Genomic DNA, 17,815 nt, shown 5'->3' on the forward strand with positions numbered 1-17,815 from the left:
ACTTTAGCTCTCAAGAAGCCCGGACACATGTTATAATGCTTCAAAACACACGCCCTCTGAGTCATACCGACCTAAATCGGCAATGGTTCAGAGGCTTCTTATTATCAGTTCCCATCCTCCTCCGCATAGTTCCACACATGGCGCTCCACAGCAGAGCGGTATTCAACAGGCGTCTTGCCTGTGTGCTTTTTGAACAACATATGAAAATACTGCCTGCTGGCCACGCCTACATAATCGGCAATTTCTTGAATGGGAATGTCCGTTTGCTGAAGAAGCATACGGGCCTTGTCCATTCGCAGCATCGTTAAATACGCGGTAAGCGTTAGTCCAGTATGTTTTTTGAAAATACGGTGCAAATAACCTGGGTGCAGATTCACGGCTGCTGCCATGTCCTTGACCACAATATCTCGGTCATAGTTCAGATGGAGAAATTCAATGCATCGTTTAATGTACATATCCGTTTGCTGCGTGTTGCTGCGCTCTGCCTCTTCCCGTAGACGTGCAATTCGTACTAGCAATTGCATAAAAAGCATCTCTGCCATTGCACCCGGCTGTTCTTTTCGTTGATCCAGTTCCAGCACGAGACTTTTCAGCGCATAATATACTTCTTCCGGGTCCGATAGTACCAGATACGGGAATGGACGCGACATGAGAGTCGTGACCTCCTGCTCCTCCGCTGCCATTTGTCGGATAGACGGCCCTACCCTCACCCCCTCCGTAAAACCAAACTCTACATTTAGCATCCGGCAGGGTTGTTCTCCTTCCACCACCAGTCGATGCGGTACGCCTGCGTCCAGCATAATAAACTCGCCTTTACGCAGCGTGATGCTTTCTCCCGCATTCCCTCCCGTTTGTACATCCACTCTGCACAAGCCTGAGATCATATACATGATTTCGGTGGAATGATGTTCGTGGTAAGACATGGTATAGTCATGCCATTGCTTGTAATAGTAAGCAAAAAAACGGGGAATATAATCCCCGTCACGTAGCCGTGGCTCAAACAGACTTCCGTTCATCCCCGCAGCACCTCCACTATTTTCACAGTTTAACAGACTGAGCCGTGTTATTCTATTTCACTCCATCGGACGATCTGAAATCCTTTGGACGGCAGCGACTCCTACCTAAAAGGTAGGGGATTCATCACTTTCTGGACTTAAATACTGAATCAACATTCCCACAAATCGGTTAGCAATTTCTATATCATCAAGTTCGTTATTCCAATCGTCCTTGGACGTCAGACTCATTTTCTGGAGTATACCCATCATAGACGTGAAGATAAAATGAGCGGTCTTTAAGGGTTCCGTGTCGGACTTTAATGATCCATCTTGAAATCCAACTTCCAGAGCATCCATCAGGAAATGTCGTTCCTTTTCCCGGCTAACAAAATTTTTGTACTGTTCTTTGAGTTCTTGATTTGAATCATAAGCTTCGTAATGCAGATCGAATAAAAGAATAAACTTGATGTATTCCGGATGTTGCCAAGCGTAATCAATCCACGCATCAAGCATCGAAGTAAGCATCTTCTTACCACTCATTTCGGCTGAAGGTGCCCTTCTAACAAATTCGGTCATGCTCTCAAGGATTTCCATCTGGACCTCAAAGATCAGTTCGTTCATGGACTGAAAGTGCTTATAGAATGTGACTCGACTTACACCAGCCACGTTGCATACATCCTTAATATTAACTTTGAGAAAGCTTTGCTTCATAAAAAGTTCCCTGGCAGCCGCAATGAGTTCTTCCCTATTTTTGTTTTTCAAATTCTGGTGCCAGTTCTCAGTCATTAACAACCATCCGTTTCTCATTTTTCGATTTTTGTAAGGTTAAGAAAAGGGCAGATGCAAGGATAAGTGCACCAAAAATATAAGGAATATGAATGTGTTTGTCAAACAACAAACCTGCTAGAATGGGTCCTAATATATTGCCTAGGCTGGTATACGTCGTATTCAATCCGGCGGCATATCCTTGGCGATCACCAGCTGAGTTCGCGATCATTGTACTTACGGTTGGCCTTAGGAAGGCATTAAAAGCAAAAAACAGAGCCGATACCGCCAGCAGATAACCTAAATTGATCTTAATTATCATTAACAGTAAAGCGATGGCTGTCATGATCAAAGAGAGACGTATAAGCTTCATTTCACCAAGTCTCTTGATGAGATAATCAAGTAGCCATATCTGCACAACGATGCCTATAATTGCACCAACCGTAATGATCATTGAGATTTTAGTGGCATCAAAACCATATTTTCGTTCCACAAAAAGAGCATACACTGTTTCGTAATTCATCAAACCTAATGTCATTATCAGAATGAGGAGAAGATAACGAAAATAGGATGTCCGAAATGAATTTAGGATTTGGTTGCGAATTGGCTCTCGGCGAACCCATTGGCTAGCGGATTTTCGTTTTTCCTTGGGTAGTGTCTCTGGCATATATAAGCTAAGCAGCGTAGCTACAAGTCCAAGTCCACCAGCAAAAAAATAGGGCACCCTTATGCCAAACTCAGCAATCATACCACCTAACCCCGGACCAAGCACCATACCCAAATTCATGGAGGCACCCAAGTATCCCATTCCTTTAGCTCGGGTTTCAGAAGTGGTAATATCAGCGACGTAGGCCATATTGGAAGGAACCATTAATCCAATACCTATCCCCCCGATAAATCGGGCAATATATAGAAGAGGCAGTGTCGTAGATACAGCAAACATTAGATCCGAGATAACGGTTAAAAACAGACCGGTGATGATCATGGATTTTCGACCCCATCTATCCGAAAGCTGCCCACCTAGGGGCGAAAAAATAAACTGTGCTGCTCCAAAAGCGGCAATAAGATACCCCGCAGCAGCTCCTGCCGCATTAAATTGTTTCAGATATTCAGGCAGAATGGGAATCACCATACCTTGACCCAATAAAGCAATAAACAAATTCAGCATCAGAATGAAAAGTGGAAATGTAGCAGACTTAGGTAAGCTGCTCATGTTTGTAACCCCCTCCAACCATTTACACTATGTAATCCTTTACTATGTGTAAACTATATTAGTTGAAATAGGGACCCTTGTAAATAAAATTACAAACCTATTTAGCCAAGCTAATACCGGAAAGAGATCTTGTTATTCTTGAGTTACACATTGGGCTCTTGTTTTGCAAACTCTTGTAACATCCCTCTTATTTGTTCTACCAATATAGCAGGTGCTTTCTTTGGTGAACCCGTGTCAAACGGAGGCTGAGGATCGTATTCCAAAATCAGTTGGACTCCTTTACTCATATCTTCTCCCAATTCCCATGCCATTAGCTGGAGTGCCATATCAATACCAGAGGAGACACCGGCTGCTGTAACGATTTTGCCCTGACGAACCACTCTCTCATCTGTTGGAATGGCTCCAAGAGATTGGAGCAGGTCTAAGGAACCCCAATGACTGGTGGCTACGGTTCCATTTAACAAGCCTGCGGCGCTCAAAATCAGAGAGCCGTTGCAAACCGACGTGGTCCATTTCGTAGTTTCATGTATTTGGCGAATCCAATTTAACGTTTCTTCGTCATTCATTGGAGTTTTATAATTTGGCGGACTGCAACCTGGAACAACAAGAATATCAGCTGAAGTAACTTCAGAAAAACTGTAATCGGCATGCAAATAACCCATATTTGAGTCCAGCTTGATTAACCCTTTTTCTTAGCGACAAACTTCACTTCACATTTCAGTGTAGCAGCAAATACATCGTATGGACCAATTGCATCTAATGCTGTGATTCCATCGAAAAGCATGATTGCGATTTTCATGATGATCTCTCCTTTGATGTGGGATTTTTTTCTTACACACCAATACTAACATACCCATAGGGGGTATGGGTATATAAAATATTGCGAAAACTTACCAGTGTAAAATCCTCTGTCCTCGACCGAGGTATCTTAATTTCAAACATCTGCCCCTGTAAACCTTTAATAGTACGTACCTGTAAAAAAGGCTTACTTAAAAAGGACTGCCCCAGGGTAGTCCTTTTTAGCATCATAAAGCTTCTACATCATGCCTACAAATCTGCTTATCCAGAGCCGGCTTAAGAGCTTTGCTTTCTCAACTGACCATAATATAAATCACTGTAAAATCCTTTGTGGGCCAGCAGTTCATCATGTGAGCCTTGCTCATCCAGACGTCCATCCTTTAAAACGAGAATCCGGTCAGCCTGACGAATGGTATTCAGTCGATGCGCAATGACGAAGCTTGTTCGCCCCTGCATAAGCCGCTCCAGTCCTTCTTGTATTTTTATCTCAGTAATCGTGTCGATGCTGCTGGTTGCCTCGTCGAGTACGAGGATTGAAGGGTTGGCCAAAATAGCGCGTGCAATAGCCAGCAGCTGTTTTTGCCCTTGGCTGATGCCGCTGCCGTTAGCCTCCAGCACCTTGTCGTATCCGTCCTTCATCCGCATGATAAAGGAGTGGGCATTCGCCAGCTTCGATGCTTCCTCTATCTCTTCATCGGTGGCATCCAGTCTGCCGAAGCGGATATTTTCGCGGATTGTCCCTTGGAACAGAAAAGAATCCTGTAGCACAAACGCCATGCGGGAGCGCAAGCTTTCACGCTGTATGGTGGTAATGTCTCGTCCATCTAACGTGATCATTCCCTTGTCGGGACTGTAAAAACGGGATATCAACTGGATCAGCGTCGTTTTTCCGGCCCCGGTCGGACCGACCAGCGCGATCATCTCACCCGGCTTGGCTTCAAAAGAGATACCTTTCAGCGTAGCGCTTCCCTCATCATAACCGAAGGAAACATCCGTAAACCGCACAGCCCCCTCTACATGCTCTACCTCCACTGCGCCGCGTTCATCCTTGGACTCTTCATCCTCATCCAATATTTCAAATACACGCTCAGCGCCGGCAATGGCGGACAGCAGGGTGTTCCACTGGTTAGCCAGATCGTTCAGCGGTCTGGTGAACTGACGAGCATACTCCACAAAGATGATGATTGTCCCGATGGTAATAGAGCCGTGAATGGCCAAAATCCCGCCGATCCCCGCTACAATGGCAAAACTGAGATTATTCAGCCCGTTCATCAGCTTCGGAATAAAACCGGAAATCGTTTGTGCCCAGAAGCCCGACAGACGGATACGATCATTACGTTCGCCAAAGCCGCGAATAACTCTCTTTTCCTGCGAAAATGCTTTGATAATCTGCTGCCCGGACAGCGTTTCTTCAATATAACCGTTCAGTTCCCCCAGGTTCTTCTGGCGTTCCTTGTATAAAGGCCCGGTACGGCGTGTAATCCAGCGCATCCCGGCTGCCATTAACGGCACCACAATAAAGGTGAGCAGGGTCATCAGCGGGCTTAACCACAGCATCACCGTGAGTGTACCAATTAGCGTCAATATGCTCGAAAAAATCTGAATGGCCGAGCTGTTCAGCGTAGAGCTGACATTTTCGATATCATTGGTCAGACGGCTCATGATCTCTCCCTGCTGACGTTTGCCGTAGAAAGGAATCGGTAGCCGATGCAAATGTGAAAACAGATCGAAACGCATACGATACACCGTCTCTTGGGCGATTTCGATCATCCAGATATTTTGCAGCCAGGAGGTCAGCGAATTAAGCAAATACACAGCCCCCAGCCCAATGAGAAAATAAATCCACGTGCGTCCGCCCGGACCTTCCAGAAAATCGTCCACTGCGACGCCGACCAAATACGGACCCAGCAGAGCCAGCCCGGAGCTGAGCAGTACCATGAACAGTACCAGCATCAGTTTGGCCTTACGGCGGGCCAGATAAGCCCATATCCGTCCTAACGTGCCAGACCAGTTCTTCGCTTTGGCCTTGCGGCGTCCTTCAGCTCCCGCCGGATTTCGCAGCACACCGGACGGCGGTGTAGGCTGACGGAACGGTTCAATGAGTTCCTTGAACATGCGACTCCTCCTTTCCGTATTGTGACTCATAGATACGCCGATACAGATCCGAGCTATCCATGAGATGCTCATGACTTCCACTTGCCATCAGGCGACCCTCATCCAGCAGTAAAATCTGATCTGCTGAGGCCGTCGAGCTGATTTTTTGCGTAATGAGAAATGTCGTGCATGACAGGCCATCGAGTGCATTCAGTAGTGCTGCTTCTGTCCCTACATCCAATGCACTTGTGCTGTCGTCCAAAATCAGCACTGTCGGCTGGCGCACCAGTGCGCGGGCAATAGATAGCCGCTGCTTCTGTCCACCGGACAGATTGACGCCACGCTGCCCGAGCATCGTGTCATAGCCTTGCGGCAAGCGTTCAATCATATTATGGATTTGCGCCATACGTGCGGCTTCCTTAATTTGCTCCAGGCTGGCATTCTCCAGCCCCCAAGCAATATTATCCCGAATTGAGCCGGTGAATAGCAGTACCTCCTGAGGGACATAGCCAATAGCCTCTCGTAATATGGACGCATCCAGTTCACGAGCGTCCTTTCCGTTAAAACGCACATGACCTTCATCTTCTTCATACAGACGCGTAATCAGCTGCACAAGTGAGGATTTGCCCGAGCCAGTGGCCCCCATAATAGCTATTCGCTCACCCGGTCGAGCCATAAAGGAAATATCCTTTAGCACCGCGAGATCGCTGCCCGGATAATGAAAGCTCACCCGATCCAGTTCCACCTGTCCCTCTATTCGCGTGTTATGTGTTGGAATAGGCTCCCGTTCCCCATAGTCTTCATGATGTGTCTCCAGTACCTCAAGAATCCGTCCGGTAGATGCAGTAGCCCGGGAAAATACAACAACAATCCCCGACAAGGCAGATAAGGCTCCAATCGTCCGCAATGAATAATTGACGACAGCGACCACCTGTCCTACACTGGCATCCCCAGTGGAAATTTGGCCGCGTCCGAACCAAAGTACGGCAATAATTCCAACATTCATCGTAAACAAAATGAACGGCATCGTCGTTTCTGTCCAGCGCAGAGCGGAAACCGTCCCTTTCATCAGTTCACCCCCGTAGTGGGCAAAACGCTCGATTTCATGCCGCATCCGCACAAAAACCCGAATGAGCCGGATACCTGTCAGGTTCTCCTGAATCACCCCGTTAACATCATCCAGACGACGCTGGACACCCTTAAACAAAGTGACCGTCCGTCGCATCATCACCAGCACAAACACGAACAGCACCGGGGCCATGACCGCCAGCAACAGTCCAAGTCTGAAATGCACGACCAGCGCCATCACGATGCTGCCAATCACCACTAGCGGCACCCGTGTCATAAACCGCAGGCTCATAAACACCGTATCCTGTACTTGCGTGACATCCCCGGTCAGGCGCGTAATCAGCGACGAAGTGGCAAAACGTTTAAACACAGGATACGAAAAGGATTGCACTTTACGATACAGCTTTTCACGCAAATCATAGCCGAAGCCCTGACTGGCATGGGAAGCAAAAAAGGAACTGGATATACCCGCTATAAAAGCGATAACTGCACTCCCTACCAGTACACTGCCCCATAACCAGACGACGGACAAATCCTGCTGCCGGATGCCCTCATCAATGATTTTAGAGATCAAATATGGCTGCGATAGCTCTACCGTCAATTCCAGCAGCATCATCACGAGCGCTGCGATGGCTGGAACCCGATATTTTTTTAGAAAAGAAAACATCATTACCACAAGCATTCCTCCAATTGCCCATAGCCGTCCTTCCAGATCAGCGTGTAATGGTTATATGAATCAAGCCTGCTGTAAAACCATATATACGCACTTTATACAGCACTATATTTTATTATACCCTTCTGAACGACTTCGTTTAACCAGCAAATTGGAGACTCCGGTTGCAGGAATTAAAATTATGCAAAAAAGAGAGCACGTAAATACGGCTCTCCTTGCGATTTCATTGTAATCAACTTACTTGTCGTCCCCAAAGTTCATTATTCCTCTGCTGATACTGCTGACTCTACCTCATCCACCTCATCGCCGCTCTCTTCCTGAATTACGGCTCTTGGCGTGTAGAGCTTGGGAATCGGCACGTTCGCCCAATCCATATCAGATGCGAAGTAATAGCTGGTATAAGATGGCTGGTTATAGCCCGTATTTTGACGCGCCACGTCCGCCCGGTACTGTGGATCATGCATCAGTGTGTACAATTTATGCGTCGTAGGCTCAGTGCTCAAATAGATACGGATCGCCGAGCTATCCGCTGTGCGGACGAGCATTTCCTCCCGCCAGTCTCCGAAAATGTCGGCTACCAGCGATGGCGTTCCTTTGGTATAGTTGTTCGTTTTAGTGCCTGTTGCGGTCAGCAATGTGCCTCGTTTCCAGTCCTCAATAGTTGGGGTCACGTCAATCGCCCCATTTACGATTTGAGTGGTCATGTCCGCCGCCCATTTGATACTCATATTGGTGCCTGGCATCTTGGTATCGAGTTGCTTGCCCGCAGCGGTCCATAAGCCCATAGCCCAGGTTTCCAGTCCTCGCTGTTCAGGGTCTACGTCACCGATCATCCCCCGGCCCGTATCCTTGCCAGAGTATCCGCCGTAAATGACCTTGCCCGTTTTGGCATCCCGAAGCGAATAACCATAAGGGGCATAGGTGCCGCCCTCATGCACCATAAAGATTTCTTTTCCCGGCCGATCAGGGTCAATATCCGTCACATGCAGCGCATCGCCGTGTCCCAGTCTGGCTGTTTGGCCCGGAATCGCGCTTTCTGGAGGCATGACATCAAACGAGCTGTACAGCAGGCTGCCATCATGGTCGATGGTGGCAGAGCCGTATACGATTTCGTCCTTGCCGTCACCATCCACATCCGCCACGCTCAGCGAATGGGCTCCCTGTGTGGTCAAGGTGCCGAAATTCGGGTCTGTTCCACCGCGCCCGTGCGGACTATCGTTAAACGGATTCGTCATCGGCGCCCAGCCGCTGTCCACCATCCAATGCTTTTCGAGATGGCGACCGTTCCATGTGTAGGTGACCAGCGTGGAACGCGTATAATAGCCGCGTGCAAACACGGCGTACGGTTTGCGGCCGTCCAAGTAAGCCACGCCTGCCAGGAAACGATCCACCCGGTTGGCGGGTTCAATCCGGGCCATGGCGTAATCGCCCCACATGAGGCCATCGTCATGACGCTCCGGCTCATAGCGGACGGTGTCCAGCTCGGCACCCGTTTTTCCTTTGAAAATGGTCAAATATTCCGGCCCATCCACAATGAAGCCTTCGAACTCTCTCAGCTTGTTTTTGTCACTCCGCGCAGGGGCGTATACATCCATAAAGTAGTCCGTCAAACTTTCCGCATCCTTACGGGATAACGGATAGCTATACTTTGGAGCGATGCCGAAGCATTCCTCCAGCGTAGCAGGCCATTGCCCTTTGACCACTTCTTCATACTTCGTCCAGTTCATGAACATGTTCACCACATGCTCGTAATAATCCGTGCGGCTTAAACGATAATCGTCCTTATGCGTAATTCCTGCTTTGCGATCCTCACGGGGCAGGGTAATATAGGTTTCTTTTTTCGGCTTGCCCTTCTTGTCAAAAGAAATCGTTTTGGTACCTGGAGCCGTTTTGAACATCAGCTCGGCTTGGCCGTCACCATCAAAATCGTACACCATCATCTGTGTATAATGCGCACCTGACCGAATATTCACACCCAGGTCGATCCGGTATAACAGCCTGCCCTCAACCGTATATGCATCAACATACGTATTTCCGGTATAGCCCTTCTGAGAAACGTCCTTGGAGTTCGACGGGTCCCATTTTACAAAAAATTCATATTGTCCATCTCCATCCACATCCCCCACACTCATATCATTGGCCGAATACGTATAGGATTCTCCTGCGGGCGTTACTCCATCGGCGGGCTTTTGAAGAGGCAGTTCATAGTAACCCTGCTGCCACGGCGTCACTTTGGCGCTGCGATCCTTTTCCCGTCCATTCACAACCGAAGCTACTCTGTACACCGCTTTTCCGCTTCCTTCTTTATCCACATAGTTGGTGCTGTCGGTCACCGTCGAGATCTTTTTACCGTCACGGTATACATTAAAATTCGCGCCTGTCAGCCCCGTTGGGCTGTAACCATTCACTTCCTGCGCCAGCAGTCGCCAGCTTAAAAATACACCCTCCTGTGTCACCGCAGCCACCAGTCCCCGATCCAGCTTTTCCAGTTGGATGCTGCCACTCCGGTTCTGGTCGACAGCAACAGCCGATGCTGCCTGAAGCTCCGGTTCAGATGGAGCTTCTGCCGCCATCCCCACAGTTGTACCCGTCATCGCCAGCATCGTTGCCAACGCGGCGGTCAAGGTTCCCTTTCGCCATGCGCCTTTCCTTTGAGCCATCCAAGTCGTCCTCCTCAATTGTGTTGTGATGACAAGCAAATACCCAAAATGATTGCGCTTACATAATTTAAATTCCTTATTATTATAGTTTTGCCGTTCTCCCAAAAGCGTTTAAATATCCGGGGATTTCTCTTCACAAATCCGTGTTGTTTGCCGTTTCACATAAAACAGCCCCCACCAAGCCTGTACGAACACGGCAAGATGAGGGCTGAAAAATATTGCTGATGAATTAGCCATGAAACTTTAAACCATATAAAGACCGATCATACTTTATAGTTTAGTGATATCCGATAATTTGAGCGACAACCACGAATACTGCACCCAGTACGAACCACACAGCCAGTAGCGGCCAAAAGAAACGAACCCATTTCTGATACGGAATACCCGATACGGCCAAGCTCCCCATTAAGGCTGAGGAAGTAGGCAAAATCATGTTCGAAAATCCATCTCCAAGCTGGAAGGCAAGCACCGTCGTTTGGCGAGTAATGCCGAGCAGATCGGACAGTGGCACCATAATCGGCATCGTCGTTGCGGCCATTCCCGAACCGGAGGTGATGAATACGTTCATAATGTTTTGGAACACATACATGCCCAGCACTTGTACCGATTCAGGCAAATGTCCCACCATGATAGCAAGGCTGTTAACGATGGAATCAATCACATTGCCGTGATCCAGTACAACCACGATGGAACGTGCAAAACCGATAATCAGCGCACCATAGGTGATATCTTTGGCCCCTTTGGCAAACTCTGTCGCAATGCGACTTGGCCCGTAGCCTGCACAAAAGCCGGAAATGACTCCCATCGAAAGAAACAGGGCAGCCAGTTCCTCCATCCACCAATCCTTTTTGGACACTCCCCAGATCAACATCGCGAAGCTTACTACAACGGTCAAAATGATCAGGATATGCTTAAGCTGTATGGAAGGCAGATTGGATAGATCCACCGGCTTGTCTTCAGCGCTCTTTTCCAATTCGTAAACGAGGCTGCTTTCCGGGCTTTTCTTCACTTTACTGGCATAACGCATAATATATAAGCTCGTAATGACGATCAAGATAACCAACAGGATGGCACGAAGCCACAGCCCTGAAAAAATAGGGATTTGTGCAATCGCCTGTGCCAAGCCGACATTAAACGGATTCAGCAGCCCGGCAGTAAATCCGCAGGAAGCCCCCAGTGAAATCATGGCCGTACCCGTCATCGCATCAAATTTCAACGCCCGGGCGATAGCAATACCAATCGGCACGAATACCATAACCTCGGTGGACATGCCCATCGTAAAACCGCCCACGGAAAACAGGGTAATAAATACCGGAATCACCCATATGCCTTTGTTGGAAAAAGACCTCGCGACTCTTCCCGTGACCGCCTCAATCGTTCCCGAGGACGTAATAATCTGAAAAACACCGCCGATGATCAGAATGAAAAAGACCACATCAGCAGAATCGACCAGACCGGATACGATGGATTTTGGAATATCCCACAGCGTAACCGGATTCGGATCGACATGAGCGTACGAACCGGGAACGAGCAGCGTTTTGCCGGTTGTTTCATTTTTAACCCGTTCAAACTCTCCAGCGGGCACGACATAGGTCAATATCCCGGCCACTAAGGTCAGAAAAATAAGAATGACAAAGGTATGCGGCATTTTCAGCCATTTTTTGGGGCCGCTCGGTACGGTCGTGTTGCTACTCATTCGGATGCTCCCCCGTTTCTCTGCGCTTGCCACTGTTCAAATTCAGTCCGTACCTCACTCAAAGCCATCGGATCGGTCACTAGATCATAAGCCGTCAAGGCCAGCGCTTTGGCGGCATAGTTCATTTCAATCATGCCTTCCTCCGCTCCCGCAAGCTGAGCAAATTCCGGTGTATGCGTGGACGCGTCACCCAGTCGGATATAAGGATGAATTGCTGCGGTAATCTGGCTGACATTGCCAATATCCGACGAACCGATCCCCCCCTGTGCAGGTGGCTCGTGTACCTCCAGACCGAGCTGCTCCAGATTGCTCTGGAATAAAGCGGCTAATCTCTTGTTCGTATTGCGCTCCGCATAAATAAGTCCCTCGGCAATATCCACGGTGGCGCCCATGCCTTCTGCCGCTGCACGAACAGAGCGGTACACCTTGTTCCGCACCTCAGCCAAGCCGACGACGGTTTGCGCCCTCAAAATAAACACAGCCTCGCACAGCTCCGGCACAACATTCGGGGCGTCTCCGCCCTTTGTAATGATGCCGTGGATACGCACGTCACTGGTGACGAACTGGCGAACCGAATTAATCGCCACAAAGGCATTAATCATGGCATCCAGTGCGCTAATGCCCTTCTCCGGGGAGGAAGCGGCATGGGCCTGCTTGCCATGAAACGTAAACGTGGCATCCACGCAGGCCAATCCCCCTCGCAAAACCATCGTTTTGCTCTGCGGATGCACCATCATTACGGCGTCAATGCCGTCGAACACTCCATGCTCGCACATGATGATTTTGCCACCACCCTCTTCCTCGGCTGGTGTGCCTAGCACCACGATGCGTCCGGGCAGATCCGGCATCGCTTCCTTCAGGGCTATAGCGGCCCCCACTGATGCGGTACAAATCAGGTTGTGTCCGCAGGCATGTCCAATCGCTGGGAGTGCATCATATTCAGCCAGCAGAGCGATTGTGGGTCCGCCGGACTTCCCTTCCCATTCCGCACGGAAGGAGGTTTCCAGGCCGGCAATACCTTTTTCCACAGCAAAACCTGCCTGTTCCAGTGTATTTGTGAGCCAGCCTTGTGCCTGATATTCATGAAAGCTTAGCTCAGGATGTTTATGTATTGTTCGGGCAAGCTCCCGTAATTCGTGGTCCTTTGCATCTACAGCCTTCATAATCTCTTCATGGGATGGCGTTCTGCCATTATGTCCGTTCGCTGTTGAGTTCATCAATGGAATGCCGCCTTTCATTCGTCATAACGAATAAATATACAATCAATATTCAACATTGTATAAGCGAATGCCAGTGAAGTAAATTTAATATTTTTTGGCTTTATACTTAAAATTATTTTATATATAACATGACTTTTTTTGAAATACGCCATTATTCGCCAATAATTACGTATATTCGCTGCCTTCATCAGGTTAAGACTGGAGCATCCATTCTACAAATCTTTCCACTGCCATAAGGTGGCTGGATTTATTTTTATACAACATCCATGTTCGACGCAGCACAGGCTCCCCATTCTTGCGAATCAAATTAAATGCATACAATTCATCCTTTGGAGAGACAAAAATTTCGGGTACGATGGAATATCCCAGTCCGTGTCGGACCATTTCCTTACAGGTTTCGTAGCTGTCCACCTCCATGGAAACCCGCGGCGGCCTGCCCAACATCTCACTCCACCACGCCTGCACCGATTCGTTAAACGAGGAGTACATGTGACCGGAAAGCTGCGGTTTGCCCGGGTCCTTATAACGAATCAGCGGAAGCTCCGGCAATTGTTCAAGCTCTACAGCTTCTTTGGAGATTACGCAGATATGCTCCTCGGAAAGACGATGCTTCCCCTCAGACCAAGGGTAGTCATTGCGAATGACACCCAAATGAATTTCATCCCCGCGAAGCATTTCATAGATTTCTGCACTGAGTCCGCAGGTAACCGAAAATTGCACGTCAGGATAAATATCCTTGAAGCTCTTTAAGATCGGCGGAAGCCGATAATGCCCGTAGTAGCTTGAAATCCCCAAACGAAGCGTTCCTTTTACCTCACCTCTCAGATGAATAACGGCTTCTTTTAATTCGGTCAATTCTCTCAAATTTCGTTTGGCATACTCAGCCAATCTTTCCCCTTCCATGGTCAGCTTCGTTCCCCTGTTCCCGCGTACGATAATCGGCACCCCGAACTCCTTTTCCAATTGGTTCAGACGGTAGGTCAAGGCGGGCTGTGTAATATACAAACGCTCGGCGGCACGTTTCAGACTATGTTCTTCTGCAATGTAGCACAACATCAGGCAATCCTTTTCATCCATCATCGCCACTCCTTTCGTTATATTGTTCCCTTATTCATCCGTTCTCGTGTTCTCCGCAGGAAAAAAGCCCACAGACGTATCGGTCTATTATACCGCATGAAGGGCATGGGCAAAGACCCGGTTAAATCCGGCAAAATGATCCCCGTCCCATCTCCAATCCACTTTTGCAAAAGAAACTCGCTTTTAAAGCGACCGCTTCGCTTGTACAGCACCATTCGCCTACTTCGTTTACATGTACATTTTTTCAGTTCAGCTTGCATAGAAGAAGCTCACCGAAGGATGAAAAGCATCTCCCATCAAGTGAGCTTCTTTTGGGTTCTTAATGTGGAACAAAGGAACTAAAATCATCCCGGCTCGACTGATCCGCATGATAAAACACTACATCCCCATCCTGTAAACGAAAGGTATGCTGGTACGGGTCTTTTACTTCTCTCCGGTAGCCTTCCAGTTGCCACTGGTTCAGCAGCGGGCCGTTAATATACTGCAAATGTGGATGCTCGGTATCCCCCTGACGGAGCGACTCCAAATTGAAGTTAACAATGATGTAGCCCGTTTTCTTAAATATGCTCGCATGCTCGTTTAGCTCCCGGCGACGGCTTTCTTCACGTAAATCAGTCCCTTTAGGAACCACGTATACATCAGCAGGCAGGCTATATTCGCCATACCAGCGCTGAATCGACGCATTGGCACGGTCGACATCGACTCCATCCGGCAGGTCCGTCTTCGGACCGATCAAGGTACGGACCGCCGCAGGCAGCACCAGCCAATCGTAACGGCCGATCCACGTCTTGCTGCGCGTGATACGCTGGGCATAGAGGGAAACATAGCGTTCCAGCGTCGACTGGCTTCGCTGTGTTTCACTCAGCTCTTGCTTGTATTGATAGGCTGCTGTATCCTGCATTTCCTCCGTCGGTACATTGCGTAGCCGCTCATTTAAAATGACATATCGCTTCTCCTGATCCTCCGCCGATCCCAAGCGGATGAACTTGCGGCTTCCCGCATGTGTATACAGCTCCACCTCTTCTCGCTGACGACCATCTTTGCTTACCCAATAGAATGATGGCGTGATGCGGATACCATCCTTGGCGCTGAACATATTCCCTTTGGTTTTGAGGTCAAACTTGAAGTGGTAGCCTGTCTTGATCGCCACATTTTGGTAGCCTTCATGCGGATGACTGCCAGGGCGGACAGGCAAGGTAAACGGCTCCTGATTCCCCCTTGGCAGTCCGTCGATGTTCCCTAGTCCCGTCCAATAGGACAGTCCGCTATGTACCGGACTTCCTTTGCGCTGTCGGAACACCCGCTCCCAATGGTAGTCGGCAATATCCGTGATATGAAAATCATACATCCGTCCGATGACCTCGATCTCTACCACATCATTGGCGACATGATCGGCAAGGTCCGTATTGGCATGACGCTGCTCAGTGAACCCGTCCGGTGCGTTTTCCGCAATAGTCCGAAACTCGACGGTATAATTCCCTTCATCCACCCATACGGGCAAATAGAAGTCTGTGTCCAGTTGCCTTACCGGAATGTCGATCCAGGTTCCATGCGGATAGAATTGAGTTTTCCCCTTGTCGTACACATCGAACGGAAATCGCACCTGCTTGGTTCGCACATATTTGGCATACTCCCGATCACCATAGCCGGGAATATTCAGATGCGGGCCCGCCGTTGAAATCGTCACGCGGAAAGGACGTTCCAGAATGAGCGCTGATCGACCTTTCGTCGGTTGGGTTTTCTGGTTGTGGGCCGCATCGTCTGACACACTTGAAAGATTCACCACGGGCGTATGGACGGTCACGGTGTTGATCCCTTGGATCGGCAAAGTCTTATCTGCACCGCCATTGATATTTCCTTTTAAAATCGCATAGGTAATGTCACCGCTACTTGACGTATTGGGTTTATTGATCTTGTGCTTTTCAATCACATGGCCCGGGCTGTACAGGGTATCCGACCCGATTTTTACGGGTTCAGGGATTTTGCCAGGAGTCGGGCCCTTTTCCTTGACACGCTGGTGGTCCATGATCGTTTGACCGTTGAATTTCACAGTATCGTTTTCCACTTCCACGTCTGGTGTAGCCTTCTGGGCCACAGGCTCCAGTGACCTTTGTTCATTGGGCACCTTAGGCATACTCTTGCCGCCATAAATATAAAGTGAACCCCCGTCGATGATGCCCGGATCTGGCCCCGGATAATAATTACCGTTGTTCGCTGATTCTAAAGCAGGAGGGGCATAATCCTTCGGCGGAATCGTAATACTACCTCCCGGCAGTGCATAGTTTCGTAGCTGCGCGTTCTTGATACCGTACACCTCAAGGTTGTCGATCGTCCAGTAAGAGTACGGTTTTACAATTTCGTATTTGTAATACTCCACGATTCTCATACGCAAGGTATCCGTAGGTCCTTCCCATTCCAGATCATAGGCACGCTTCAGCTTGACGTTGTAGGTGCACTCGCCTTTGAGCTGTTGGAAAGTGTTTTGAAACAGGTAATTTCGGGCCAGCACGTTTCCGTACAGGCTTTCAGAAGTTGGAATACCCTTGGCTACATCAAAACGTGACGCACCTCGTTGATCGGCTTTAATAACACCTGAAGCCATTGGGTCGAGGTATTTGTCCGACTGGCTACCGCTAGGCGTAGGTCGGGTGCATTTCGTGTCAGGAGGCGGCCCCTTCTCTTTGTAGTAAAGATTGACCGTGTACTGCTCAAACTTGCCGTCATACGTCAATGGCTTGAGCTGGCCGGGCGTAATGTTGCCACTTGGAGGCGCTCCGGTGGAGCTTTTCTTGTAGCCCACGTACTCGTAATTTTCATCACTTCCTGGAGTGAAGTCATACGTTTGACCAACTTTCAGGTCTTCGTGGCGTGGTGGAAACACCTTATCTAGCGGCTTGTCTGTTACAGTATAATGCTTCACGGTTAGGCCGCCTTCCAGTTCGATCTTGAACAGGATCGGCTGGAAAATACGGTAGGCTTCTACTTCCTTCGCACAGTTAGAGCAGCTCTCCAGCTTTATATCTCTAGGTCTATCAGCGTTTAGCCGTATATTTACTGTGATTGGGATTATCGTTGTATCAGTTCCTATTCCCTTTTTTCCAAAAGGTCGAACATCCGAATCCTTAGTACCCCCTTTGGGGCCGCCACTTATTGAAGTCAGATAGTCTCCATAGGTATCTGACCGAGATTTTGTAAAATACTTTATATAATCAGGATTGTCTTGGTTAGCTTTTGCTGCTGGATCATACAATTTTGCTTCGACATTCTTAATCTTACGACCTGGAAAATTAAACTTGTAGGTAAATGTGGCTTCACCCTGCATATCCTTATTGGGTTGCTTACCACCATCTGTGACCCAAGTCCCTGCGGTATTCTTCCACATATCGAAGTACATCATGCCGACAAAGTAGCGATCATTCTTGTCTGGATAGTAGGACAGTGGCGTAATTTCCGTATCGGCTGCTGCCTTGTTGGTAGGAAAAGAAAAAGGTGGGAGCTGCAAGAATAGCAGTACCCCCACCAACAATACGGCCAGAATGCGTTGTGCGGTCTTCAT

10 protein-coding genes and 1 pseudogene are annotated in these 17,815 nt (G+C 48.7%); all 11 read right to left on the reverse strand.

From position 1 onward, the window contains the following. Positions 1-104 precede the first annotated feature (104 nt). Positions 105-1,016 (reverse strand): AraC family transcriptional regulator, encoded by a 912-nt coding sequence (locus tag ASL14_RS06730; RefSeq protein ID WP_134910981.1) that lies wholly within the window; start codon positions 1,014-1,016, stop codon positions 105-107. Between the two features lie 105 nt (positions 1,017-1,121). After that, positions 1,122-1,781 carry a TetR/AcrR family transcriptional regulator gene (locus tag ASL14_RS06735; RefSeq protein WP_134910982.1) on the reverse strand — a complete coding sequence of 220 codons (660 nt, stop codon included), beginning with the start codon at positions 1,779-1,781 and terminating at the stop codon, positions 1,122-1,124. Then, positions 1,774-2,973 (reverse strand): MFS transporter, encoded by a 1,200-nt coding sequence (locus ASL14_RS06740; protein WP_134910983.1) that lies wholly within the window; start codon positions 2,971-2,973, stop codon positions 1,774-1,776. The genes ASL14_RS06735 and ASL14_RS06740 overlap by 8 nt, the downstream gene beginning before the upstream one ends. Before the next feature lie 143 nt (positions 2,974-3,116). Beyond that, positions 3,117-3,772: pseudogene (locus tag ASL14_RS06745) on the reverse strand (DJ-1/PfpI family protein). Between the two features lie 275 nt (positions 3,773-4,047). After that, the gene (locus ASL14_RS06750) at positions 4,048-5,886 is read right to left on the reverse strand and encodes an ABC transporter ATP-binding protein (protein WP_134910984.1); all 1,839 of its coding nucleotides are present in this window, start codon (positions 5,884-5,886) and stop codon (positions 4,048-4,050) included. Next, complete coding sequence (locus ASL14_RS06755) at positions 5,867-7,603, reverse strand: ABC transporter ATP-binding protein (protein ID WP_134914427.1); 1,737 nt, start codon at positions 7,601-7,603, stop codon at positions 5,867-5,869. Before ASL14_RS06755 ends, ASL14_RS06750 begins: the two co-directional genes overlap by 20 nt. A gap of 263 nt (positions 7,604-7,866) precedes the next feature. After that, on the reverse strand, positions 7,867-10,266 hold the full coding sequence (locus ASL14_RS06760) for a rhamnogalacturonan lyase (RefSeq protein WP_134910985.1): 2,400 nt from the start codon (positions 10,264-10,266) through the stop codon (positions 7,867-7,869). A gap of 277 nt (positions 10,267-10,543) precedes the next feature. After that, on the reverse strand, positions 10,544-11,962 hold the full coding sequence (locus tag ASL14_RS06765; protein ID WP_134910986.1) for a YfcC family protein: 1,419 nt from the start codon (positions 11,960-11,962) through the stop codon (positions 10,544-10,546). Beyond that, positions 11,959-13,179, reverse strand: coding sequence for a M20 family metallopeptidase (locus ASL14_RS06770; RefSeq protein ID WP_134910987.1), 1,221 nt, complete (start codon positions 13,177-13,179; stop codon positions 11,959-11,961). Before ASL14_RS06770 ends, ASL14_RS06765 begins: the two co-directional genes overlap by 4 nt. A 195-nt stretch (positions 13,180-13,374) precedes the next feature. Then, a complete protein-coding gene (locus ASL14_RS06775; protein WP_134910988.1) occupies positions 13,375-14,262 on the reverse strand; it encodes a LysR family transcriptional regulator in 888 nt (295 codons plus the stop codon). 316 nt (positions 14,263-14,578) lie between these two features. Continuing rightward, on the reverse strand, positions 14,579-17,815 hold the full coding sequence (locus ASL14_RS06780) for a DUF5704 domain-containing protein (protein WP_134910989.1): 3,237 nt from the start codon (positions 17,813-17,815) through the stop codon (positions 14,579-14,581).

This window comes from Paenibacillus sp. IHB B 3084 (assembly GCF_001447315.1).
Taxonomy (GTDB): Bacteria; Bacillota; Bacilli; order Paenibacillales; family Paenibacillaceae; genus Paenibacillus.

What these genes read in the sequence shown, in the direction of transcription:
- ASL14_RS06755 (WP_134914427.1), bottom strand. Translation starts at nt 7,603, where the DNA reads ATGATGTTTTCTTTTCTAAAAAAATATCGGGTTCCAGCCATCGCAGCG.
- ASL14_RS06735 (WP_134910982.1), bottom strand. Translation starts at nt 1,781, where the DNA reads ATGACTGAGAACTGGCACCAGAATTTGAAAAACAAAAATAGGGAAGAA.
- ASL14_RS06760 (WP_134910985.1), bottom strand. Translation starts at nt 10,266, where the DNA reads ATGGCTCAAAGGAAAGGCGCATGGCGAAAGGGAACCTTGACCGCCGCG.
- ASL14_RS06730 (WP_134910981.1), bottom strand. Translation starts at nt 1,016, where the DNA reads ATGAACGGAAGTCTGTTTGAGCCACGGCTACGTGACGGGGATTATATT.
- ASL14_RS06765 (WP_134910986.1), bottom strand. Translation starts at nt 11,962, where the DNA reads ATGAGTAGCAACACGACCGTACCGAGCGGCCCCAAAAAATGGCTGAAA.
- ASL14_RS06770 (WP_134910987.1), bottom strand. Translation starts at nt 13,179, where the DNA reads ATGAACTCAACAGCGAACGGACATAATGGCAGAACGCCATCCCATGAA.
- ASL14_RS06780 (WP_134910989.1), bottom strand. Translation starts at nt 17,815, where the DNA reads ATGAAGACCGCACAACGCATTCTGGCCGTATTGTTGGTGGGGGTACTG.
- ASL14_RS06775 (WP_134910988.1), bottom strand. Translation starts at nt 14,262, where the DNA reads ATGATGGATGAAAAGGATTGCCTGATGTTGTGCTACATTGCAGAAGAA.
- ASL14_RS06750 (WP_134910984.1), bottom strand. Translation starts at nt 5,886, where the DNA reads ATGTTCAAGGAACTCATTGAACCGTTCCGTCAGCCTACACCGCCGTCC.
- ASL14_RS06740 (WP_134910983.1), bottom strand. Translation starts at nt 2,973, where the DNA reads ATGAGCAGCTTACCTAAGTCTGCTACATTTCCACTTTTCATTCTGATG.